Source organism: Streptomyces sp. NPDC026522 (genome assembly GCF_055567555.1).
On record NZ_JBVHQF010000007.1, the window covers coordinates 288,269 to 311,005 of the forward strand.

Genomic DNA, 22,737 nt, shown 5'->3' on the forward strand with positions numbered 1-22,737 from the left:
GGCGGGCGGCACGGGGTCCACCCGCTCACGATAGGGCGCCGGAGCGCCCCGAGGGGGTCACCCGCTCCCCCGCCCCTGCCGGAAACGGGCGAGCCCGTCGCCGAGTTCCACCACCGGCCCGGGGTAGTCGTACCGGGCGCGCTCCGCCGCGGGCAGCCGCCACGGTTCGTGCACCCGGGGCGCGGGCAGCCCCGCGAGTTCGGGCACCCAGCGGTGCACGTAGGCGCCGTCGGGGTCGTAGCGCAGGCCCTGGCGGACCGGGTTGAGGACACGGTTGGGCCGGGTGTCGGTGCCGGTACCGGCGACCCACTGCCAGTTGAGCTGGTTGTTGGCCAGGTCCCCGTCCACGAGCAGGTCCAGGAAGTGTTGGGCGCCGATCCGCCAGTCCACGTACAGGGTCTTGGCGAGGAAGCTGGCCGCCAGCAGCCGCCCCCGGTTGTGCATCCAGCCCTCGTGGCGCAGCTGGCGCATGGCCGCGTCGACGATCGGATAACCGGTGCGGCCCTCCTTCCAGGCCTGGATCTCCTCCTCGGCTTCGGGGCCGCCGCGCCAGCGGTCGTGCCGGGCGCGGTAGTCGTGGGCGGCCGCGCCGGGGCGGGCGGCCAGCACCTGGTGGTGGAAGTCGCGCCAGCACAGCTGCCGGACGAACGCCTCGGCGCCGGGGCCCTTGACCGCACGGGCCCGCTGGACGGCCTCGGCGGCCGAGACGGTGCCGAAGTGCAGGTGGGGAGAGAGCCGGGAGGTGGCGTCGCCCGCCAGGTCGTCGTGGGCCTCGTGGTAGCCGTCGACGCCCGAGCGCAGCCAGCCGGCCAGCAGCCGGCGGCCCTCGCGTTCGCCGCCGCGCGCCAGGGCCGGGGAGATCCCGGTGACGGCGGCGCGCTCGGGCACCGGATCGGAGCGCACGGAGCCGGGCACCCGCAGCGCGCGCGGGGCGGCCGTGACGGCACGCGGGGGCTGCTCCGTCCAGCGGCGCAGGTAGGGGGTGAAGACGGAGAAGTGGTCGGCGGCGGCGGGCCGCAGCACGCCGGGGGCCACGGCCGTCACCACCATGTCGTGCACGTACAGCCGCCGGCCTTCCGCTTCCAGGGCGGTGCGCAGCCGTTCCTCGCGGGAATGGGCGTACGCGCTCACCCCGGCCGCCATGTGCACCTCGTCGGCGTCCGACTCGCGTACGAGGGCCAGCACTTCCCGGACGGCGTCGCCGGAGCGGATCACCAGGCGGCCGCCCCGCTCGCGCAGTGCGTCGTCGAGCCCGGCGAGGCAGTCGGCGAGGAAGGCCCGGCGGTTGGGCGCGCCGAACCCGGATTCCTCGATGGCCCGGTCCCGGACGAAGAGCGGGACCACCTGGTCGCACGAGGACAGCGCGGCACGCAGCGGCGGATGGTCGTGCACGCGCAGGTCGGAGGTGTACAGGACCACCGCGACGTTCATGGGTTCACGCTCCGGCTCAGGGCTGTGGGGTACTGCTCGCGCCGGGTACTTCGGCACCGCCCGCCGGAACGGATGCGTCCTTCGGCCTCCCGCGTTCCAGCCGCTCGGCTGCCTTGGCGATGTTGCGCGCCATTCCGCCGAACACCACGGCGTGGAAGGGGGACACGCTCCACCAGTACATGTGGCCGAGCAACCCGCGCGGATGGAACAGCGCGCGCTGACGGAAGCGCGAGCGCCGGCGGTCCGCCGGGTCGGGGTCGGCATGCAGTTCCAGCCAGGCCAGGCCGGGCAGCCGCATCTCGGCGCGCAGCCGCAGCAGGGCGCCGGGCTCGATCTCCTCCACCCGCCAGAAGTCGAGGCTGTCGCCCACCCGCAGCCTGGCCGCGTCCCGGCGGCCGCGCCGGATGCCGACCCCGCCGACGAGCCGGTCGAGCCAGCCCCGTACGGCCCAGGCCAGCGGGAAGGAGTACCAGCCGTTGTCCCCGCCGATGCCTTCGACCACCTGCCACAGCGCGGCGGGCGACGCCTCGACGGGCAGCTCCCGCCGGTCGGTGTAGAGGCTGCCGCCCGCCCAGTCGGGGTCGGTGGGCAGCGGGTCGCTGGGCGCGCCGGGGACGCCGGCCGAGGACCAGCGGGTGGTGACCTTGGCCTCCCGCACCCGCTGGAGGGCGAGCACCAGGGCCCGGTCGAAGGAGAGCGGGGCGCCGGGCGGATCCGGCACGTAGGCGGCGATGTCGTGCTCGTGGCAGACCACCTCGTGCCGCAGCGACTCGGCGAGCGGCCGGGCCAGCGCCCTCGGGACGGGGGTGACCAGGCCGATCCAGTGGCTGGAGAGCCCGGGGGTGAGCATCGGGACCCGCATGATGAGCCGTTTGGGGAGCTCCGCGACCTCCGCGTAGCGACGCATCATCTCCTCGTAGGTGACCACGTCGGGGCCGCCGACGTCGAAGGCCCGGTTGACCTCCGGCGGCATGCCGGCGCTGCCGACGAGGTAGCGCAGCACGTCGCGGACGGCGATCGGCTGGCAGCGGGTGCCGACCCAGCTGGGGGTGACCATGACGGGCAGCCGCTCGGTCAGGTAGCGCAGCATCTCGAAGGAGGCGGAGCCGGAGCCGATGATGACGGCGGCGCGCAGCACGGTGGCCGGTACGGCGGCGGCGAGGAAGATCTCGCCGACCTCGGCGCGGGAGCGCAGGTGCGGGGAGAGTTCCGGGCGCGGGATCCCCTCCGGGGTGAGGCCGCCGAGGTAGACGATGCGCCGGACCCCGGCCGCCCGGGCCTGTTCGGCGAAGACGTGCGCGGCCGCGCGGTCGCGGTCCTCGAAGCCGGAGCCGGAGCCGAGGGCGTGCACGAGGTAGTAGGCGACGTCGATGCCGCGCATCGCCTCGGCGACCGATCCGGGGTCGGTGACGTCGCCGCGCACCGCCTCGGCGCGGCCCGCCCAGGGGTGGTCGCGCAGTTTCTCCGGCGTCCGGGCCAGGCACCGCACCCGGTGTCCGGCGTCCAGCAGCTCCGGCACCAAGCGGCCGCCGATGTAGCCGGTGGCCCCGGTGACCAGGCAGTGCAGGGATCCGCCGCCCGTCATCGCTGTCCCGTCATGGCCGTCTCCGCTCTCCTGCCCCCGCTCCCGTGCCCCCGTACAGGATTCCGCACGGGTTCGCGCTCGGCATTCCGTAGGGGATTCCGCGCGGCGGGCGGCTGCGGATGCACTCGGGCGCGGTGACGCCCGGACGCGCAGGCGGCGCAGGCGGCGCACGGGCCGTCCCCCGGGGCATCGGGAGGCCATCCGCGCCCCTTCCGGCTCCGAACCCACCGCCGGAAGGAGGACGCGATGACCGAGCGAGGACGAGCACGGCCGCGTACGGCTGTCGTCGGCGGGGGCGTCTCCGGGCTGACGGCGGCCTACGTACTGGCGCGCTCGCACGAGGTGACCGTGTACGAGGCCGACGACCGGCTGGGGGGCCACGCCCACACCCATGCGCTGACGGGCCGGGACGGCCGCGTGCGCGGGGTGGACTCCGGGTTCGCCGTGCACGACGACCGGACCTATCCCCACCTCCTACGGCTGTTCGGGGAACTGGGCGTGGCCACGCGGGCGACCACGATGAGCCTTTCGGTGCGGTGCGAGGGCTGCGGGCTGGAGTACGCGGGTCCGCGCGGGCTGCTGGCCCGGCCCCGGTCTGCGGCGCGGCCCGCCTACCTGCGCATGCTGGCCCAGGTGCCGCTGTTCCACCGGCAGGCCCGGCTGCTGCTGGCGACCCCGGCCGTCTCGGCGGAGGTCACCCTGGGCGAGTTCCTGCGCGAGTGCGGATTCGGACCGTACTTCACCGCCCACTTCGCGGTACCGCTGGCGGCGTCGGTGTGGTCCTGTCCGCCGCGCACGGCGCTGCGCTACCCCGCCCGGTACCTGTTCCGCTTCCTGGCCCACCACGGGATGCTCTCGGTGGGCGGCTCCCCGCGCCGGCGGACGGTCGAGGGCGGCTCGGCGCGGTACGTCGAGCGGTTGCGGGGGCACCTCGGTGCGGACGCGGTCCGGGCGGGCACCCCCGTGCGGGGCCTCGCGCGCACCGCGGACGGGGTCCGCGTCTGCACCGCCGACGGCGCCGTCACCTACGACTCGGTGGTCGTCGCCGTCCACGCCGACCAGGCGCTGCGGCTGCTGGCGGACCCGACGGACGCCGAACGGTCGGTGCTCGGCGCCTTCCTCTACTCCCGCAACCGGACGGTGCTGCACACCGACGCCTCGGTGCTGCCGCGGTCGCCGGGGGCGCAGGCCTGCTGGAACTTCCGGCTGTCCGGCTGCGACCCGCACGACGCCCGGGTCCACGTCAGCTACGACATGAACCGCCTCCAGGGGCTGGACGCGCCGGAGCGGTACCTGGTGACCCTGAACGCCGACGACCGGGTGCGGCCCGAGCTGGTGCTGGCCGAGATGGCCTACGAACACCCCGTGTACACGCCGGAGTCGGTGGCGGCCCAGCGGCTGCTGCCCGCGCTCTCGGGTCCGGTGACGGCCTTCGCGGGGGCGTACCACGGGTGGGGGTTCCACGAGGACGGCTGCCGGTCGGGCGTGGAGGCGGCCGCCGCGCTGGGGGTGTGCTGGTGAAGGCGGTGGTGTACGAGGCGGACGTCCGGCACGTGCGCTCCGGGGAGCGGGCGTACGCCCTGCGCCACCGGACCTACCTGTGGCTGGTGGACCTCGATGAACTGCCCCGGTTCCCGGCGCCGTTGCGGTTCCTGGCCCGGTTCGACCCGCGGGACCACTTCGGCGGCCGGCCGCCGAGCATCCGGGCGGGGCTGGAACGGTTCCTCGCCGCGCGCGGCGCCGGACTCCCGCCGGGCTCGACGGTGTTGATGCTGGCGAACGCCCGGGTACTCGGTTTCGCCTTCAACCCGCTGTCCGTGTACTGGTGCCACGGTCCGGACGGGACCCTGCGACAGGTCGTCGCCGAGGTGCACAACACGTACGGCGAGCGGCACTGCTACCTGCTGGGCCCGCAGGTCGCGGCGGGGACGGCCCGGGTGGCCAAGGAGTTCTGCGTCTCCCCCTTCCTGGAGGTGGACGGCGGGTACCGGATGCGGCTCCCGGTGCCGGGCGAGCGCCTGGCCCTGAGCGTGGGCCTTGCGGGCGGGGCGGACGGCGCCCGGCTGACGGCGACGGTGCGGGGCTCGCGCCGGGCCGCCGGCGTACGGGGGCTGCTGCGGGCCTCGCTGCGCCACCCGTGGCCCACCGCGGCCGTGGCGGTGGGTATCCGCTACCACCTCGTCCGACTGTGGCTGCGCGGACTGCCGCTGCTGCCGCGGCCCCGGCACGATCTCCAGGAAGGGATGGAAGAAGGGGTGAAATGAGCGCGGTGGACCACCCCGGCGGCGCCGTCCCGGGTGGCCGGGCCGTTGGTACAGTCGCGGCATGGCGGTGGACGAGCTCGACACCCGGATCCTGCGCCTGCTGATCGAGCAGCCGCGCACCAGCGTGCGCGAGTACGCCCGGCTGCTGGGCGTCGCTCGCGGCACCCTCCAGGCGCGGCTGGACCGGCTGGAGCGCACCGGGGTGATCACCGGAACGGGTCCCTTCCTGTCCCCCGCGGCGCTCGGCCACCCGGTGCTGGCCTTCGTCCACATCGAAGTCACCCAGGGGCACCTGGACGAGGTGGGTGACGCCCTCGCGGCGGTGCCCGAGATCATCGAGGCGTTCTCGATCACCGGTGGCGGTGACCTGCTGACCCGGGTGGCGGCCCGCGACAACGCGCACCTGGAGGACGTCATCCAGCGGCTCATCCGGCTTCCGGGTGTCGTCCGCACCCGTACCGAGGTCGCGCTGCGCGAGCGGGTGCCGCACCGGCTGCTCCCGCTGGTCGAGGCAGTGGGAAGATCAGCGGGCAAATCCTGACAAGATGGTCGAGACACGTATACGACCGGCAGGACAGGCAGAACGGATGCTTTCCGTCATATTCGATCTCGACGGCACCCTCGTGGACAGCGAGCCGAACTACTACGAGTCCGGGCGGCGCACCTTGGAGCGGCACGGGGTCCTCGATTTCACCTGGGAGCAGCACGCCCCCTTCATCGGCATCGGGACGATGGAGACGCTGGAGATCCTCAAGGAGCGGTACGGGCTGCGCGCGCCGGTCTCGCGGCTGCTCGCGGAGCAGAACGCCGCCTACCTGGAACTGGCCCGCGCGGGGACCCGGACGTTTCCCGAGATGCGCAGGTTCGTGGAGCGGCTGCACGCCGACGGCGTTCCGATGGCGGTGGCGTCCGGCTCCTCGCGCGAGGCGATCGAAGCGGTGCTGGCCGGGACCGGCCTGGACGCCCTGCTGAGCGTCACGGTCTCCGCCGAGGAGGTCGCGCGCGGGAAGCCCGCCCCGGACGTGTTCCTGGAGGCGGCCCGACGGCTCGGCGCGGAACCCGCCGACTGCGTGGTGGTCGAGGACGCGGCGCCGGGCGCGGAGGCCGCCCGGGCGGCGGGTATGGAGTGCCTGGCGATCCCGTCCGTGGCGGCCGCCGCCCACCAGCCCGCCTTCGCCTCGGCCGGGCTCCTCTTCCGCGGCGGGCCGGGGGAGTTCGACGTGGAGACCGCCTACGAATGGCTCGGCGAACACCGGGCGGCCTGATCGCCCGGCCGCGGGAAGAGGGCGGGCCGGTCCGAGGTTGGTAGAACCGTGAACGACTTCGTGGAGCGGGACCCGGCGGCGGTGGACGTGGTGGTCATCGGCGCCGGGCAGGCGGGCCTGTCCGGCGCCTACCACCTGGCCCGGGCGGGCATCGGCCACGTCGTCCTGGACCGGTCGCCCCGCCCCGGCGGGGCCTGGCAGTTCCGCTGGCCCACCCTCACGTACGGCAAGGTGCACGGCATGCACGCGCTGCCCGGCATGGAGCTGACCGGCGCCGATCCGCTGCGGCCGTCCGCCGAGGTCATCGGGGAGTACTTCGCCGCGTACGAGGACCGCTTCGGCCTGCGCGTGCGCCGCCCGGTGGCCGTGACGGCGGTGCGGAACGGCCCGGGCGGGCGGCTGCTGGTGGAGTCCGCGTCCGGCGACCGGTGGTCCACGCGGGCGCTGATCAACGCCACCGGCACCTGGGAGCGGCCGTTCTGGCCCCGCTATCCGGGCCAGGAGACCTTCCGGGGCCGCCAGCTGCACACCGCGGATTACCCGGGGCCGGCCGCGTTCGCCGGGGCCCGGGTGGTGGTCGTGGGCGGCGGCACCTCGGCGGTGCAGCACCTGCTGGAGATCTCCGAGGTGGCGACGGAGACCACCTGGATGACGCGCCGCCCGCCGGTGTTCCGCGACTCCCGCTTCGGCGAGGCCGAGGGCCGGGCGGCGGTGGCGCTGGTCGAGGAGCGGGTGCGCCGTGGGCTGCCCCCGCAGAGCGTGGTCAGTGTGACCGGGCTGGCGCTGAACGATGCCGTACGGGCCGGGCTGGAGTCTGGGGTGCTGGAGCGCAGGCCGATGTTCGACCGGATCACCCCGGCCGGCGTCGGCTGGGCCGACGGGCGGAGCGTGGAGGCCGACGTGATCCTGTGGGCCACCGGTTTCCGGGCGGCCGTCGACCACCTGGCTCCGCTGCGCCTGCGGGAACCGGGCGGCGGCATCAAGCTGGCGGGCACCCGGGCGGTCCGCGACGAGCGGATCCACCTGGTCGGCTACGGCCCTTCGGCCTCCACCATCGGGGCCAACCGCGCGGGCGGCGCCGCCGTCCGCGAGATCCGCCGCCTCCTGGCCCGCGAAACGGCCGCGGCCCCGGCAAACCGCCCCGCCCTGACGGAGGCCGTCGCCCGCTGACCCTCCCGTTGATGTTCCCGCTAGTCGGGACGGGGGGCCGCCTTGCCGGTCGCCGCGGCGCGCAGTGCGTTGAACTCCGCGACGTGCTTCTGGTGTTCCTCGTACGTCGCCGAGAAGCGGGTGTCACCGGGTTTCACGGTGACGAAGAACAGCCAGTCGCCGGGCGGTGGCGCGACCGCCGCCGCCATGGCGTCGAGGCCGGGGCTGTCGATGGGAGTGGGCGGCAGGCCCTGGCGCCGGTAGGTGTTGAAGGGGGTGTCGAGCCGGGTCTCGCCGAAGGTGGTGTCGACCGTCCTGCGGTTCAGCGCGTAATGGAGGGTGGAGTCCATCTGGAGCGGCATCGACCGCGCCAGCCGGTTGTGGACGACCCGGGCGACCTTGCCCATGTCCGCGCGGGTGTCGGCCTCCGCCTCGATGATGCTGGCCAGGACGACCGTCTGGTACGGGGTGATGCCGAGGGCCGTGGCTGCGGCCGCGACGGCCGGGGTGGCCAGCTTCTGGTTCGCCGTCCCCACCATCGCCCTGAGCAGCGTGGCCGGGGTGGACTTCGCGGTCACCGGATACGTGGCCGGGAAGAGGTAGCCCTCCGGGTTGCCCTTCGCCTCCGGCGGCAGGTCCAGTCCGGCCGTGGCGACGGCTGACCGTGCGGAGCCCGCGGGCAGCTTCAGTTCCCGGTCGATGGCGGCGTAGATCTGGGCGGCTCGGTGTCCCTCGGGGATCAGCAACCGGCGTGGTTGCTCCGGCTCCGGTGCGTCGGGACGCAGCAACGGGATCAGGAGCACGGCCCCGAGCCCGAGACCGAGGAGGGTGCCGAGGATGAGCGCCATCCGGCCCCGGCGGGTGAGCCGGGAGCGGCGCTGCGACGACCGGTAGCCATGACGCATGCGGGCACGCTAACCCGCTGGGCGTCGCATTCCGGGCAGCCGGCCGGTGTGCCCGTCATACCGTCACACGTTCACCGGGGCCGGCACGGCGTCCTTCGCCGGGCCGCCGTGAGCGGTGTTCCCGTTCAGCGCCTTGGTACGCGGCGTGCCGGTACGGGAGGCGGGCTCGCCGTCGGCCGGTCGCGGCGCCGACTCGGCGTCCCGGTCCCGGCGGACGAGGGCGGCGTACCGTCCGTCGGCGGCGAGGAGTTCCTCGTGGGTACCGCGTTCGGCTATGCGTCCGGCGTCCAGGACCACGATCTGGTCGGCGTCGCGCACGGTGGAGAGCCGGTGCGCGATGGTGATGGTGGTGCGGCCCGCGGACAGTTTGTCGATGGCCTGCTGCACCGCGTGCTCGGTACGGGTGTCCAGCGCACTGGTCGCCTCGTCGAGGATCAGGACCGGCGGGTCGCGCAGGATGGTCCGGGCGATGGCCAGGCGCTGCTTCTCGCCTCCGGAGAACCGGTAGCCGCGTTCACCGACCAGCGTGTCGTACCCGTCGGGCAGGGACTCGATGTGGTCGTGGATCTGGGCGGCGCGGGCGGCGTCGGCTATCTCCTCGTCGGTGGCGTCGGGCTTGGCGAAGCGCAGGTTGTCGGCGACGGAGGCGTGGAAGAGGTAGGTCTCCTGGGAGACCACTCCTATGGACCGGGCCAGCGAGTCGAAGTCGAGGTCGCGGACATCGATCCCGTCGAGGGCGACCCGGCCGCCGGTGACGTCGTAGAGCCGGGGCACCAGGTAGCTGAGGGTGCTCTTGCCGGATCCGGTGGGGCCGACCACGGCGAGGGAGCCGCCGGCCGGGACGGTGAGGTCGATGCCGGTGAGCGTGGGCCCGCTCTTGCCGTCGTAGGCGAAGTGCACGTCCTCCAGCCGGATCTCGCCCTTCGCGCGGCCGATGCGGACCGCGTCCTCGCGTTCGGTGATGTCCACCGGCAGGTCGAGGTACTCGAAGATGCGCGCGAACAGCGCGAGCGAGGTCTGGATCTGCACACCGGTCGACAGCAGGCTCACCGCGGGCCGGAACAGGCCCTGCTGGAGGGTGACGAAGGCGACGAGGGTACCGACGGAGAGCGACGGCGCGCCGGTCTGGAGGGCTATGCCGGCGGCCCAGTAGATCAGCGCGGGCATGGCGGCCATGACGATGCCGATGGTGGACATCCGCCAGCGGCCGGCCATGCTGGAGCGCACTTCGAGGCCGACCAGCTTCTCGGATTCCTCGGAGAAGGACCGGGTCAGGGAGTCCGCCCGGCCCATGGTGCGGCCGAGCAGGATGCCGCTGACCGACAGGGATTCGGTGACGGTGGCGGCCATGGCCGCCATCTGCTTCTGCCGCTGGGTGGTGATCTTCTTGCGCTCGCGCCCGACCCGCCGGCTGATCCACACGAAGACCGGCAGCAGCAGGAGCGAGACGAGGGTCAGCCGCCAGTCGAGTGCGAGCATCGCGACGACGGAGGCGATCACGGCCGTGAGGTTGGAGACCAGGGAGGTCGCGGTAGAGGTGACCGTGGCCTGCATACCGCCGATGTCGTTGGCTATCCGGGACTGGACCTCACCGGTACGGGTGCGGGTGAAGAAGGCCAGCGGCATGCGCTGGAGCTGGGCGTAGACGGCGGTGCGCAGGTCGTGCATCACGCGCTGGCCGACGGTGGTGGAGATCAGGGTCTGGAGCACGCCGAACACGCTGGTGACCACGGCGGTGAGGATCATGCCGAGGGCGAGCAGGCTCAGCAGGCCCGTCCTCCCCTGGGGGATCGCCACGTCGAGGATCGCCTTGAGCAGGAACGGCGAGGCCACGGCGACCAGTGAGGAGGCGGCGACGAGCGCCCCGACCACGGCGAGCCGGCCCCGGTAGGGCCGGAACAGACCCATGATGCGGCGCAGCTGGCGCGGCTGCTCCGCCGGGTCCGGGCGGTTGGGGTCGAGGGATTCCTTGGACGGCGTCCATTCGGGTTCTTTGGGGCGCATGGGCCTCCTTCTGACGAGACTCCGCTGAGCATAGCTCATTGTTACCTATACTCACAATGAGTCTGGTCCTGATACTCTTCCCATTATGAGGACCGCAGCATGAGCACCGCTTCCGATTCCACCGTGACCAGCCCGGACGGCGCGGACGGCGTCGACGCCCCCGACAGCGACGACGGCGTCCTCGCCGAGCAGCTGCTGCGCCTGACCCGCCGGCTCCACCGCATCCAGAAGCGCCATCTCGAACCCCTCGGGATCACTCCAGCCCAGTCAAGGCTGCTCCGGCTGGTCTCGCACTACGACAGCGGCGAACCGCCCCGGATGGCGGAACTCGCCGCCCGCCTCGAAGTCGTCCCCCGGGCCGTGACCACGCTGGTCGACGGCCTGGAGTCGGCCGACTGCGTGCGCCGCGCGCCCGACCCCGCGAACCGGCGGGTCATCCGGATCGAGCTGACCGACACCGGACGCGCCACCCTGCGCCGCCTGCGCAACGCGCGGACCGCCGCGGCCGAGGAGATCCTCGCCCCCCTGACCGCCGCGCAGCGCGAGGTGCTCGGCGGCCTGCTCGACGCCCTGGCCGGCGCCCCGGCGGAGCACGACTGCTGAGCGCCTGCACGGCGCGGCAGTTGACCTGCCCGTAGGCCAACCGGCGTGCCCGCAAACCTCGCTGCCGACGCCCCCGCCCGGAGAAAATCGTTTGCCCGGGCCCGGTCCGGAAGACGAACCTTGTGTGGTTTGAGTCACTCGACCGTCATGGGGCGTCATGCAGATCAGCGATCTTCCGCATCCGGACCCCGGGGTACCCGACGCCCGCTCCGGCCCCCGGTTCCTGCTCTGGCTGGGCGGCACCCAACTGGGCGGGCAGGCCAGGAGCCTGGGCTGGGGCCTGCTCCACCACTGCGCCATCGCCGGGCTGCCGTTCGCGGTCGGCCTCGGCGTCGAGGCGGCCGTGCACGGCGACGGCCACCGGCTGCTGCTCGTCGGCGCGCTGGTCGCGCTGCTCGGGGTCGCCATCTCCCTCGGCGACACCATGCTGCACCGGACCAGCGTCACCAACTGGATCACCGCCGCCGCCCGGGTGCAGCAGCTGCTCGCCCGCAAGACCGCCGACCTGGGCTCCGCCCTCACCCGCCAGGTGGCGGCCGGCGAGGTGGTCGCCGTATCCACGGCCGACGTGGAGAAGATCGGCTGGTTCGTCGAAGCGGTCTCCCGCTTCCTCGCGGCGGCCGTCGCGATCGTCGCCGTCTGCGTGGCCCTCGTCCTGTACGCGCCGTCCCTCGGCGTCGTCGTCGCCGTCGGGATGCCGCTGCTGGCCCTGTCCTCCCTGCCCCTGCTCCCCCGCGCCACCCGGCGCGCCGACGTCCAGCGGGAGAAGGCGGGCAAGGCGACCGAACTGGCCTCGGACACCGTGGCGGGGCTGCGCGTCCTGCGCGGCATCGGCGGCGAGGAACTGTTCCTGGGCCGCTACCGCGAGGCCTCGCAGGAGGTGCGCACGGCCGCGGTGCGCAGTGCGCGCATGTGGGCGCTGATCTCGGCCGTCCAGGTGTTCCTGCCGGGGGCGCTGCTGATCACGGTGGTCTGGTACGGCTCCTCGCTCGTCGTGGCCGGCCGGCTCGCCGTCGGTGAACTCGTCGCGGTGTTCAGCGCGGTGTCGCTGCTGCTCTACCCCTTGCGCAGCGTGGAGGAGATCGCCATGGCCTACTCGTTCTCGCGGCCTTCCGCCACCCGCGCGGCCCGGGTGCTGCGCCTGACGCGCGACGAGGGCGCGCCGCCGGCCGAGGCCGCCGCCCCCGTCGGGGCCCCCGCTCCGGGCGGGGACCTGTACGACCCGCAGACCGGGCTGCTGGTCCCCGCGGGCCGGTTCACCGCCGTCGTGTGCGGGGATCCCGACCTCGCGGGGCGGCTCGCGGAACGGCTGGGCGGCCATCCCACGGGCGCCGGGGACGGCACCGCGTCGGCGCTGCTGGGGGGCGTGGCGCTGGGCGAGCTCGCGCTGGACACGGCGCGCCGGCTGGTCCTCGTACAGGACAAGGACCCGGTGCTGCTGTCCGGCACGCTGCGCGAGCTGTTCGACGTACCGGCGTCCGGGGCGGTGACCCCGGGGGCGGCCCTGGAGGCGGCCCAGTGCGGCGACGTGCTGGCAGCCGTGCTCCAGTCGGCCCCCGAGGGCGTGCGGGACCCGATGGACGCCCGGATCACCGAGCGGGGCCGGTCGCTGTCGGGCGGTCAGCGCCAACGGCTCGCGCTGGCCCGCTCGCTGGTCACCGACCCGGAGGTGCTGGTGCTGGACGAGCCCACGTCGGCGGTCGACTCGCACACCGAGGCCCGCATCGCCGACGGCGTCGCGGGACTGCGCGCCGGGCGCACGACCGTGGTCCTGACCTCCTCGCCGCTGGTGCTGGACCGCGCCGACCGGGTCGTCCTCATCCACGGGGGCGTGGCCCTGCCGGCCGGGACCCACCGCGAACTGCTGCGCGAGGAGCCGCGGTACCGGGCGGTCGTCACCCGCGAGAGCGAGGCGGAGCAGCGCCCCGACGGGCTGCCGCTGACCGCGCCGGACGCGGAGATCACCGGCCGGCTCGACGAAGAACTCACCGAAATCGAGGAATCCGCATGATCGGCGTCGCACCGCCGCACTACGATCCGGCGGCCCCGGAGTCGGCCGCGACGCTGCCCGTCGGCACGTCGGCGACCGTACGGGGCTACGTGCGCGGCCTGTTGCGCCGGCACCGGCGGGCCTTCGTGCTGCTGGTGAGCGTCAACGCGGTCGCGGTGATCGCCTCCATGGCGGGTCCGTACCTGCTCGGGCGGGTCGTGGACGACCTCGCGGCGGGGGCGCGCGAACTCCACCTGGCGCGCGTGGGCCTGTTGTTCGCGCTGGCGCTCGCCGTCCAGACCTGCTTCGTACGCCTGGTCCGGCTGCGCGGGGCGATGCTCGGCGAGGAGATGCTGGCCGACCTGCGCGAGGACTTCCTCGTGCGTTCGGTCGGGCTGCCGCCCGGCGTACTGGAGCGGGCCGGGACCGGTGACCTGCTGTCCCGGATCACCACCGACATCGACCGGCTGGCCAACGCAATGCGGGAGGCCGTGCCGCAGCTGTCCGTCGGGGTGGTGTGGGCGGGTCTGCTCTTCGGGGCGCTGGCGGTGACCGCGCCGCCGCTCGCGCTGGCCGCGCTGGTGGCGCTGCCGGTGCTGGTGGCCGGCTGCCGCTGGTACTTCCGGCGGGCGCCCTCCGCGTACCGCTCCGAGGCGGCCGGCTACGCGGCGGTCTCGGCGGCGCTGACCGAGACGGTGGACGCGGGGCGCACGATCGAGGCGCACCGGCTCGGGCGGCGCCGGGTGGCGCTGTCGGAACAGCGCATCGGCCAGTGGACCGCGTGGGAGCGCTACACCCTGTACCTGCGGTCCGTCCTCTTCCCGGTCATCAACGTCACCTATGTGACGATCCTCGGCTCCGTGCTGATGATCGGCGGCTACTGCGTGCTGCACGGCTGGATGACGGTGGGGCAGCTGACGACGGGTGCGCTGCTGGCCCAGATGATGGTCGACCCGATCGGCCTGATCCTGCGCTGGTACGACGAACTCCAGGTCGCCCAGGTCTCCCTGGGCCGCCTGGTCGGCATCCACGAGATCGAGCCCGACGGCGGTGACGCGAGCGTCGCTCCGCGGGGGCGGACGGTCCGGGCCGATGAGGTGCACTTCGGCTACCGGGAGGGCGTCGACGTCCTGCACCGGGTGTCGATGTCCGTGCCGCCGGGGACCCGGATGGCGCTGGTCGGGCCGTCGGGGGCAGGGAAGTCGACCCTGGGCCGGCTGCTGGCGGGCATCTACGCGCCACGGGCCGGCGAGGTCACCCTCGGCGGGGCGCGGCTGTCGCGGATGCCGGCGGAGCGGGTGCGCGAGCACGTGGCGCTGGTCAACCAGGAGCACCACGTCTTCGTGGGCTCGCTCCGGGACAACCTGCGGCTGGCGCGGACCGGCGCCGGGGACGCCGAACTCTGGTCGGCGCTGGCGGCGGTGGACGCGGACGGCTGGGCGCGGGCGCTGGAGGCGGGGCTGGACACCGAGGTCGGTTCGGGCGCCGCGGCGCTGACCCCGGCCCAGGCGCAGCAGGTGGCGCTGGCCCGGCTGGTGCTGGCGGATCCGCACACGCTGGTACTGGACGAGGCGACCTCGCTGCTGGATCCGCGGGCGGCGCGGCACCTGGAGCGTTCGCTGGCCCGGGTACTGGAGGGCCGTACGGTCATCGCGATCGCGCACCGGCTGCACACCGCGCACGACGCGGATGTGATCGCGGTGGTCGAGGGCGGCCGGATCAGCGAGTACGGCTCGCACGAGGAACTCGTCGCGGCGGACGGCGCCTACGCGGCCCTGTGGCGGTCCTGGCACGGGTGAGGCCGGACCCCCGGCGGTGCGGCGGGCCGCGCCGCCAGGGGGACCGCGCGGACGCCACGCGGGGGTCGGTGGCGTCCCCGCGGCCGCTCGGGGGCCGTTACGCCTTGCGGAGGCGGTCGATGATCCCGTCGAGGTCGCGCCACATCATGTAGTCGCGGACGAAGTGGCCGCCGGGCTCCTCGTGCCACTCGTGCGGGATCCCGGCCCGGTCGAGGAGGCCGCGGAACTCCCGCTGGCCCGCGAGGACCTGCGTTTCGTTGAACGAGTCGAACGCGTTGGTCGGGTCGGGGCTGGTTCCGGCGACGAGGAAGACCCGCTTGTTGCGGTAGCTCTCGATGCGCTCGACCGGGTTGTCCGCGGTGACCCGGGCCTGGTCCCAGGGCACGCCGTAGACGGTGCCGCCGGCCAGGTCCAGGGCGGCGGAGGACAGGTTGGCCCAGTGCACGACCGCCCCGTTGTCCCGGCGCACGCTGGCGGGCCCGGAGTGGGAGCTCACCGAGGCGAAGTGGCCCCAGTACTTGGCCGCGTACTTGAGGGCGCCGAAGCCGCCCATCGAGAACCCGGCGACGGCGCGGCCGTCGTACTCGGCGAACGCCCGGAAGTTCGCCTCGACCCAGGGCAGCAGCTGGTTGATGTGGAAGGCCTCCCAGTTGCGGGGGCCGGTGTTGGAGCTGACGGCGTTGGAGTACCACCCCGCGTGTCCGCCGTCCGGCATGACCACGATGATCGGCCTGCCCGCGGTCCAGGCACGGATGCCGAGGCGGTCGAAGGTGATGAAGTCCTGGTCGGTGCCGCCGCCGTGGAAGAGGTAGAGGACGGGGTACGTGCGTCCGCTGGTGTGGTAGTCGTCGGGGAGCAGGACGTTGACGGCGGGCTGCCAGCCGATCGCGTCGGTCTGGAAGCGGTAGTACCACATGCGGGCGTCGCCCTCGTTGCGGTCGACGATGCGCAGCCCGAAACCGTCGCCGGCCGCGCTCGCCGCCGAGGCCGTCCCGAGGACGCCGGCGCCGCCGAGGGCCATGGCGGCGGAGAATCCGCCGACGGACTTCAGGACGCTCCTGCGGGTGGGGCGGTGCTCGCTCACGGTGACCTCCTGGTCGATGGGTAAGGGTGGTACGTCAGTTGGTGGTGGTCCAGGTGCCGCGGTCGGGGCTCCAGTGGATCGAGGCCTTCTGGAACCGCTGGACCTTGCCGCCCGGCTCGTCGCCCTCGTCACCGACCGGGTAGCCGAACACGCCCTCGTGACCACCCGCGTGGAACGCCTGGTAGATCGCACCGTGCACCACGTGCGTGCCCGTCTTCGGCGACCACATGAACAGACCCTGCTCGAAGAACTGGTACCGGCCCCGCGTCCCGTCCGGAGCCTGCGCCGCATCCGCCTCGTCCATCGTCGGGAAACCCCAACGCCGCTCCGCGTCCGACGCCCAGAACTTGCTCAGGATCTCCCCGTACACCGCGAACGCCGCATCCGGATGCCAGATCACGATCCCGTTGCGGAAGCCCTGGAAGCGGCCGCCCATCATGGAGTCGCGTTCACCGGAGGTCGGCGGCCCCAGCACGCTGTCCAGGCCGCCCATGCTGTCGTACTTGACCCTGATCGCGCCGTACGGCATCAAGTCGTCCAGCGTGTTGTAGCGCCGGGGCGTGAATCCGCGCAGGCCGTTGGCCCACACCCGCTCCTCGGCCACGTGCCCGAAGTCGTACGTCTCGCGCACCACCGGCTGGGTGTGGGCGGCGTCGGCCCAGCGGACGAACAGCGCCACGTGGTCGGTGCCGTCGGAGTCGCGCAGCAGGGCGTCGCCGGGCTGCAGGTCGGCGGCCGGGATGTCGGAGGTGACGTTCCACAGGCTCCAGGTCGTCAGTGACGTACCCAGGTGCCAGGCCATCGACACGAAGCCCGAGCAGTCGGGGCGGTAGCAGCCGAACTGGTTGGGGTAGCAGCCGCTCTGGCTGTAGGGCACCTGCTCGGCGACCCAGGACCAGGCGCGGTCCATGACCTCACCGCGCCCGATCGGGCCGTCCGGTTCGGAGGCGCTCGCGGCCGGCGCCGGGAAGAGGGTGACCGCGATGGCGGCGAGCAGCGGCGCCGTGGCCTTGGCCAGGCGCCGGAGGATCAGCGATCTCATGGCGTCTCCCGGTCAGTTGGTGGTGGTCCAGGTGCCCCGGTCGGGGCTCCAGTGGATCGAGGCCTTCTGGAACCGCTGGACCTTGCCGCCCGGCTCGTCGCCCTCGTCACCGACCGGGTAGCCGAACACGCCCTCGTGACCACCCGCGTGGAACGCCTGGTAGATCGCACCGTGCACCACGTGCGTGCCCGTCTTCGGCGACCACATGAACAGACCCTGCTCGAAGAACTGGTACCGGCCCCGCGTCCCGTCCGGAGCCTGCGCCGCATCCGCCTCGTCCATCGTCGGGAAACCCCAACGCCGCTCCGCGTCCGACGCCCAGAACTTGCTCAGGATCTCCCCGTACACCGCGAACGCCGCATCCGGATGCCAGATCACGATCCCGTTCTGGAACAGCTGGAACCGTCCGCCGAGCTGGGCGGCTTCCTCGGCGCGCAGCGGCCATCCCAGGGGGCCGTCGTGGCCGCCCGTGCCGTAGTACTTGGCGCCGATCGTCCCGTAGGGCTGGAAGGCCTCGTCCCGCATCTGCCGGGCGATGTCCTCCGCCTGGGGGTAGCGTTCCGGGTAGCCGGACCGCTGGACGGCCTGGGCGAGTTCCCCGGCGCTGCTGCCCTCCATGCCGGGCTCCATCTGCTGGGCCACCTCGAAGAACTTGTTCGCCGCGTAGTCGACGTCCAGGACCTGCTCGGGGGTGCCCCAGCCCTGGGAGGGCCGCTGCTGGAAGACGCCGAGCGAGTCCCGGTCGCCGCAGTCCAGGTTGTTCATCCGGGACTCCACCCAGCCCGTCTCGAAGCCGGCCAGCATCACCTTGTCGGACACTCCCCGGCGCTGTCCGACCTCGTAGACCTTACGGGTCACTGCTATGTCGCGGTCCGGGGGGATGTCGCAGTACGACTCGGCCGTCCTGGCGTGCCCGAGGGGGCCGGGCACGCCGGCCGCGTCGCGGGCGGACGCGGGGCCGCCGCCGAGGGCGGACACGGCCGCCGCGACCAGGAGGACCGCCGTCACGGATCTCGCGCGCCCAGCTGTTGTGCCACGCACGTTCCAGCTCCTTTTCATCGCAATCACGGTGTGGTGCGGGGGTGTTGGACGGGGCTGGCTACGTGCGCGGCCGGCCCGCCGACAGCCGCAAGCTAGCCGCGGGCCCGGCGGGCAGGGCATCCGGAACGATCCGGAGTGACAGCGCCGGAGCCGCTGCGATAGGGATGGGCGGTACGACCGGCCGCGCGGGCCACGGGTCAGCGTCCGGGGGCGGGCACCGGGCAGGGCGGGACGCCGGGGCGGTCCTTGGTGCGTACGGCCGGCAGCCAGGCGGTGGGCCGCGACGAACCGGCGGGCAGCCGGACGCGGAACCACTGGGGGGACCAGGTGTCGCGCTCGTCGATGATGGGGATGCCGTGCGCCAGCAGGCACTCGACGGCCAGTTCGTCGCCCTGCCACACCCGGGTCGGGACGACGTTGTCCGCGGTGTAGGGCCGCTGGGGGTCGATCGCGAGGCCGAGGCTGCAGTCGGGGTCCCGGTCGGTGCGGGCGGTGCAGCTCGGCTCCGCGTTGAACACCCGGATGCGGCCACCGGCTCGGGTGGGGGCGGACGGGGCGTCAGGCGCGACGTACGGCCCGCTCGCCGCGGCAGTCCCGCACACCAGCGCGGACACGAGCGCGGCGCGGACCGCCCTGCGCATCCGGCCCGCCGCGGTCTGCCGGGGTTCCTTCGGGGCGTCCGGCCGGGCGGTGACGCGCGCCAGGAGGCGCTCCGCCGTGTGGGCGGCGCGGGCGGCGTGGGTGGGGGCCAGGCAGTCGGCGGCCAGGGCGCGCCAGAACGGCGGTACGGCGGGGTCCAGGCGCAGCGGGGCGCGCCCGTCGGCGTACTCCTGTGCCGCCGCGCCGCGCGCCATGGGCGTGGCGCCGGGGAACGGCGGGGTGCCGGACGCGAACACCTCGTGGATCACTATCCCGAGGGCCCAGATGTCGGCGCTCGGCCGGACCTGGACGCCGTGTTCACCGAGGGGGGCCTTCCAGCGCTCGGGCGGGAGGTAGTCGAAGGTGCCCATCGGGGGCGCGTAGCCGTGCGTGCCGCGGGTGCCGGTGAGTTCGGCGGCGAGACCGAAGTCGGAGAGTCTGACCGAACCGTCCGCCATGAGCAGGATGTTGTCCGGTTTGAGGTCGCCGTGTACCCAGCCGGTGCGGTGCAGGTGGGCGAGGCCCTCGCAGATCTCGGTGATCAGGCGCGCGCCTTCGGGCTCGCTGACGGCGCCCGCCCGGAGGAGGTCCCGCAGACTGCGCCGGGCCCGCTCCATGACGAGGACGAGCGCACCGTCCAGGAACGGGTGGTCCGGCTCGCTGAGCACGACGGAGTCCAGGAGCCGGATCAGCCTGGGATGGCCGGCGCGGCGGCCGAGTTCGACCTCGCGCCGGGCGGTGTCCACGACGTTGCGGGCCTGGCGCGGGGCGAGCCCGGAGGTCGGCAGGAACTTGAGCGCGACCCCGTCCCCCACGGGGTTCTCCGCGCCGATCGGGCGGCCGGCGTAGACCGTTCCCCAGCCGCCGGCCGCGATGGGCCCGGTGACTTCCCAGCGCCCGACGCGGTAGCCGCGCGGAAGCAGCTCCGTAGAGTCAGTTCCCGAGGTGTCGGCCGGGCCGTGCACCTTCCCCTCCTCCGGTCGGCTCGGTGCGCTGGCTCGTCCCGTTCCGGGGCGGCAGCAGCGCCAGGTGGTCTTCCCGTACGAGCCCGAACCGCAGGGCGAGGCCGACGATCGACTCCCGCTTGCCGTTGCGGCGGGCGGCGCGGCCGGGATCCTGCTCGACGGGCGGGGCGACCCGCATCTTCTCCTCGGCGAGGTAGTCGATGTGCGAGCTGACCGCGCGTGCCGTGAGCCGGCCGCAGGCCGGGTGGTCCCTGAGCCGTTCGACGATCTGGGGCGTGGTGGGCACCGCGACCGGTGACTCGTCACGCAGCCGCGGTTCGCAGAGCGCCACCAGGACGAGGAAGTAGGTGGCCGTCTCGTCCAGGGAGTACGCGGTCACGGTGCGGCCGCCCCACTGGCCGCCGGCGCCGCCCAGGGCGCCCGGGTCGAGGTAGACGTGGTCGGGGGCGAAGACCTGGAAGGAGACGGTGGTGTCGCGGCGGGTGGGCAGTACGACGCGGGAGAACTCGAAGGGGATGGGCGCTCCAGCCCGGCGCGGCGGGACCCGCAGGTACTCGCCGGCCCCTTCGGGGTTCTCCACGAGGTAGCTCTGGGTCGCGCTGAGGTTGCTGAGCTGCCAGTGGTCGTCGGTCACCCGGATCTCCCCCGCCAGCCGGGAGATCGCCGCGTCGACGAGGCGGAGTTCGACCGGCGTGGTGGCCGACCCCCGGCCGAACCGGGCCACTTCCCCCGGACCGAGGCGCAACGTCACCGCCTCGTCGCCCGGTTCCGCCCCGCCCGTGCCGCCACTCCCTGGTGGCAGGTAGATCACTATCCCGCTCACAACCTGCTCCTCGCCCCCCGTACGGGCGGTCGTCACGCCCGCCGAACGTTATACATCCCGGGGAAACCGGCAGTGCCCGGTCTTTGGCCGTAATGAGCCGGTACGCACCGTGCCGCCGCCGGGCCGGGCCCGGGCGTATCCGGCTGTACGGGGCGCCGGACGGACCTGCCCATGCGGCCTTCGCGGAGGCGGCCCGACCGCCCGGCCGGTCAGTCCCGCCCGCGCCGAAACGGCGCGAACCGCACCCCTCGCCGGCTCAGTAGACGACGCTGATCCGGCGCGCCGGGCCGTCCACCCGGATCCGTCCGCCGACGGGAATCACGAGCTGGGGATCGGTGTGGCCGAGATCGACGTCGAACACCACCGTCGCTTCGGGGGCGTACTGCCGCAGGGCACGCAGGACGGCTTCCCGCTGCTCCCGGCGGAAGTGCTGCTTCTCCCGCGCGTCGAGCCGGTTCTCGAACGACCAGCTCCTGGCCCGGCCCATCAGCAGCGCGGGGAACTGCCGGAGCAGTCCGCGTTCGCCCATGCTCCGAAGGACCCGGTAGACCTCCTCGGCGCGCGGCATCTCTTCGGAGGTTTCGAGGAAGAGCACGTTCCCGGCGTAGGTCTCGACGGGCAGTACCGCACGATCGGCCATCAGCAGCCAGGAGATGATCTCCAGGTTGCCGCCCCAGCTGATCCCTTCGACCACGCGGTCGTCGTTGTGCCAGGACCAGCCGTCGGCGGGTTCCATCTCGGGTTCGGAATCGAAGGTGCGGGGGTCGTCCCAGGGTCGGCCGATGTCCCCGTAGCCGACGGCGGGGGTGAGCTCGTACTCGCCGGAGGTGAACAGCGCCGCCCTGAGGGAGTCCGCGGTCAGCGGGTGCATGGTGCCGGGGCGCCCGAACTCCACCATGACCGTGCCGCCGTGGTATCCGACGATGCCCAGGTTCCTCAGGTACAGCAGCAGGTTGGTGTTGTCGCTGTACCCCAGGAACGGCTTGGGGTTGGCGCGCAGGAGGCCGGGGTCGAGGTGGGGCAGGACGGTCAGCTGGTCGTCGCCGCCGATGCTGGCGATCGGGTCGTCGGGTATTCCACCGGCTGCAACCCGAAGTCGTCCCGGAGCCTGCGCAGCCCCAGTTCGTAGGGCAGGGGGAAGGCACCCGGCAGACCGGACGAGGGGGACAGCACGGCGACCCGGTCTCCGGGACGGGGCTTCGCGGGGTAGCGGGGGTCTGTCATCCCATGATCATAGGAATCGGCGGCCCCCTTCCTCGCCGGCTCCCTTGACCCCGGCCCCGGCACTAGATGAAGTTCAGGGCCCCCGCGCCGCCCGCCGCGCCGAGGAGCATGAACACCGGCATGAGGACCTTGAGCTCTACCCAGCTGCCGGCCCGGAAGCGCATCGGCTTGGGCGGACCGATCGGGTACCAGCGCTTGCCCGCGATGGGGAGCGGCCACAGGATCGGGCACCCCGAGACGGTCAGCGCGTCGCCGATGTCGTGGACCAGGGCTCCGAGCACGATCGGCAGGCCGAGCCACAGGTACTCCTGGCCGGGCTCCGCGAACAGCCAGCCCGCGCCGTTGCCGGGCTGGTCGAGCACGCCGGCCAGGATCCAGGCGCTGGTGGCGCCCAGCAGCCACACCAGGATGTCGCTGGACATCCTGGCGGCCCGCCACAGCAGGCCCTCGACGGCGAGCACCAGGTGCACGAAGAGCAGGAGCAGGACACCCCAGCGGTCGGTGGTGACCGCCAGGACGGAGGACCCGGCGCCGATGAGCACGGCCCACAGCCAGGTGTGCGTCAGGGTGCGGTGTCCGCCGCTGCGGCGGGCGTCGCGCGGGGCGCGGGTCGCTTTGTAGACGGCGTAGGAGATCTTGTCGACCACCTCGCACAGCCCCCGGGACAGGGGGCCGAAGGCCCGCGAGATCGTCGCCGACTTGTGGTCCAGGTCGGGAGCGAGGGCGGCTCCGGCGCAGATGAGCGCGCCGACGACGAGCACGGGCCACGGCATCGGGTGCCCGGCGGCCGCGGCCGCCGCCCCCACCCCCAGCCAGGCCGCCGCGCCGGACAGAGAGTGCGCCGGACCCATCATGTTTCTTTTCCCGCCCCGGTTCGGTCGTGTCGGGCCCCGGTGACTGATTCGCTCGGGCCGCGTCGACGGC

The 22,737-nt window shown here is 73.6% G+C and carries 18 protein-coding genes and 1 pseudogene; 8 read left to right on the forward strand and 11 right to left on the reverse strand.

From position 1 onward, the window contains the following. Positions 1-57: 57 nt before the first annotated feature. Both ACZ4M3_RS20295 and ACZ4M3_RS20300 read right to left on the reverse strand, forming a co-directional pair. Complete coding sequence (locus tag ACZ4M3_RS20295) at positions 58-1,431, reverse strand: cryptochrome/photolyase family protein (protein WP_467734477.1); 1,374 nt, start codon at positions 1,429-1,431, stop codon at positions 58-60. 16 nt (positions 1,432-1,447) lie between these two features. Continuing rightward, a complete protein-coding gene (locus tag ACZ4M3_RS20300) occupies positions 1,448-3,016 on the reverse strand; it encodes an SDR family oxidoreductase (protein WP_467734479.1) in 1,569 nt (522 codons plus the stop codon). 246 nt (positions 3,017-3,262) lie between these two features. On the opposite strand from ACZ4M3_RS20300, the gene ACZ4M3_RS20305 reads away from it, so the two are divergent. The 5 genes from ACZ4M3_RS20305 to ACZ4M3_RS20325 all read left to right on the forward strand — a co-directional run bounded on the left by ACZ4M3_RS20305 (position 3,263) and on the right by ACZ4M3_RS20325 (position 7,715). Continuing rightward, a complete protein-coding gene (locus tag ACZ4M3_RS20305) occupies positions 3,263-4,537 on the forward strand; it encodes an NAD(P)/FAD-dependent oxidoreductase (protein ID WP_467734481.1) in 1,275 nt (424 codons plus the stop codon). Then, positions 4,531-5,280: a DUF1365 domain-containing protein gene (locus tag ACZ4M3_RS20310; protein ID WP_467734764.1), complete on the forward strand. Its 750-nt coding sequence runs from the start codon at positions 4,531-4,533 to the stop codon at positions 5,278-5,280. The genes ACZ4M3_RS20305 and ACZ4M3_RS20310 overlap by 7 nt, the downstream gene beginning before the upstream one ends. A gap of 61 nt (positions 5,281-5,341) precedes the next feature. Further along, on the forward strand, positions 5,342-5,821 hold the full coding sequence (locus tag ACZ4M3_RS20315; protein WP_467734483.1) for an Lrp/AsnC family transcriptional regulator: 480 nt from the start codon (positions 5,342-5,344) through the stop codon (positions 5,819-5,821). Positions 5,822-5,867: 46 nt separating this feature from the next. Further along, a complete protein-coding gene (locus ACZ4M3_RS20320; RefSeq protein ID WP_467734485.1) occupies positions 5,868-6,545 on the forward strand; it encodes an HAD family hydrolase in 678 nt (225 codons plus the stop codon). A 48-nt stretch (positions 6,546-6,593) separates the two neighbouring features. Next, on the forward strand, positions 6,594-7,715 hold the full coding sequence (locus ACZ4M3_RS20325) for an FAD-dependent oxidoreductase (RefSeq protein WP_467734487.1): 1,122 nt from the start codon (positions 6,594-6,596) through the stop codon (positions 7,713-7,715). A 20-nt stretch (positions 7,716-7,735) separates the two neighbouring features. Here the strand turns inward: ACZ4M3_RS20325 and mltG are convergent, their stop codons facing one another. Both mltG and ACZ4M3_RS20335 read right to left on the reverse strand, forming a co-directional pair. Then, positions 7,736-8,599 (reverse strand): endolytic transglycosylase MltG, encoded by an 864-nt coding sequence (gene mltG, locus ACZ4M3_RS20330; RefSeq protein WP_467734489.1) that lies wholly within the window; start codon positions 8,597-8,599, stop codon positions 7,736-7,738. Between the two features lie 63 nt (positions 8,600-8,662). Further along, positions 8,663-10,603 (reverse strand): ABC transporter ATP-binding protein, encoded by a 1,941-nt coding sequence (locus tag ACZ4M3_RS20335; RefSeq protein WP_467734491.1) that lies wholly within the window; start codon positions 10,601-10,603, stop codon positions 8,663-8,665. Between the two features lie 99 nt (positions 10,604-10,702). Between ACZ4M3_RS20335 and ACZ4M3_RS20340 the strand changes: the two genes are divergently transcribed. The 3 genes from ACZ4M3_RS20340 (at position 10,703) to ACZ4M3_RS20350 (ending at position 14,995) form a co-directional block, all read left to right on the forward strand. Next, complete coding sequence (locus tag ACZ4M3_RS20340; RefSeq protein ID WP_467734493.1) at positions 10,703-11,206, forward strand: MarR family winged helix-turn-helix transcriptional regulator; 504 nt, start codon at positions 10,703-10,705, stop codon at positions 11,204-11,206. 157 nt (positions 11,207-11,363) lie between these two features. Further along, complete coding sequence (locus ACZ4M3_RS20345; protein WP_467734495.1) at positions 11,364-13,217, forward strand: ABC transporter transmembrane domain-containing protein; 1,854 nt, start codon at positions 11,364-11,366, stop codon at positions 13,215-13,217. Further along, positions 13,214-14,995 carry an ABC transporter ATP-binding protein gene (locus ACZ4M3_RS20350; RefSeq protein ID WP_467734497.1) on the forward strand — a complete coding sequence of 594 codons (1,782 nt, stop codon included), beginning with the start codon at positions 13,214-13,216 and terminating at the stop codon, positions 14,993-14,995. The genes ACZ4M3_RS20345 and ACZ4M3_RS20350 overlap by 4 nt, the downstream gene beginning before the upstream one ends. A gap of 97 nt (positions 14,996-15,092) precedes the next feature. Here the strand turns inward: ACZ4M3_RS20350 and ACZ4M3_RS20355 are convergent, their stop codons facing one another. The 7 genes and pseudogenes from ACZ4M3_RS20355 to ACZ4M3_RS20385 form a co-directional block, all read right to left on the reverse strand. Then, complete coding sequence (locus ACZ4M3_RS20355; RefSeq protein WP_467734499.1) at positions 15,093-16,079, reverse strand: alpha/beta hydrolase; 987 nt, start codon at positions 16,077-16,079, stop codon at positions 15,093-15,095. A gap of 34 nt (positions 16,080-16,113) precedes the next feature. Beyond that, positions 16,114-17,121 carry a hypothetical protein gene (locus ACZ4M3_RS20360; RefSeq protein WP_467734501.1) on the reverse strand — a complete coding sequence of 336 codons (1,008 nt, stop codon included), beginning with the start codon at positions 17,119-17,121 and terminating at the stop codon, positions 16,114-16,116. A gap of 12 nt (positions 17,122-17,133) precedes the next feature. Continuing rightward, positions 17,134-18,162, reverse strand: a complete 1,029-nt coding sequence (locus ACZ4M3_RS20365; RefSeq protein ID WP_467734503.1) for an LGFP repeat-containing protein — start codon at positions 18,160-18,162, stop codon at positions 17,134-17,136. 197 nt (positions 18,163-18,359) lie between these two features. Next, positions 18,360-19,766 carry a serine/threonine-protein kinase gene (locus tag ACZ4M3_RS20370; RefSeq protein ID WP_467734505.1) on the reverse strand — a complete coding sequence of 469 codons (1,407 nt, stop codon included), beginning with the start codon at positions 19,764-19,766 and terminating at the stop codon, positions 18,360-18,362. Then, positions 19,735-20,589, reverse strand: a complete 855-nt coding sequence (locus ACZ4M3_RS20375; RefSeq protein ID WP_467734507.1) for a serine/threonine protein kinase — start codon at positions 20,587-20,589, stop codon at positions 19,735-19,737. The genes ACZ4M3_RS20370 and ACZ4M3_RS20375 overlap by 32 nt, the downstream gene beginning before the upstream one ends. 256 nt (positions 20,590-20,845) lie before the next feature. Beyond that, a pseudogene (locus ACZ4M3_RS20380) lies at positions 20,846-21,813 on the reverse strand (S66 family peptidase). Between the two features lie 62 nt (positions 21,814-21,875). Then, a complete protein-coding gene (locus tag ACZ4M3_RS20385) occupies positions 21,876-22,667 on the reverse strand; it encodes a metal-dependent hydrolase (RefSeq protein ID WP_467734509.1) in 792 nt (263 codons plus the stop codon). Between the last annotated feature and the right edge of the window lie 70 nt (positions 22,668-22,737).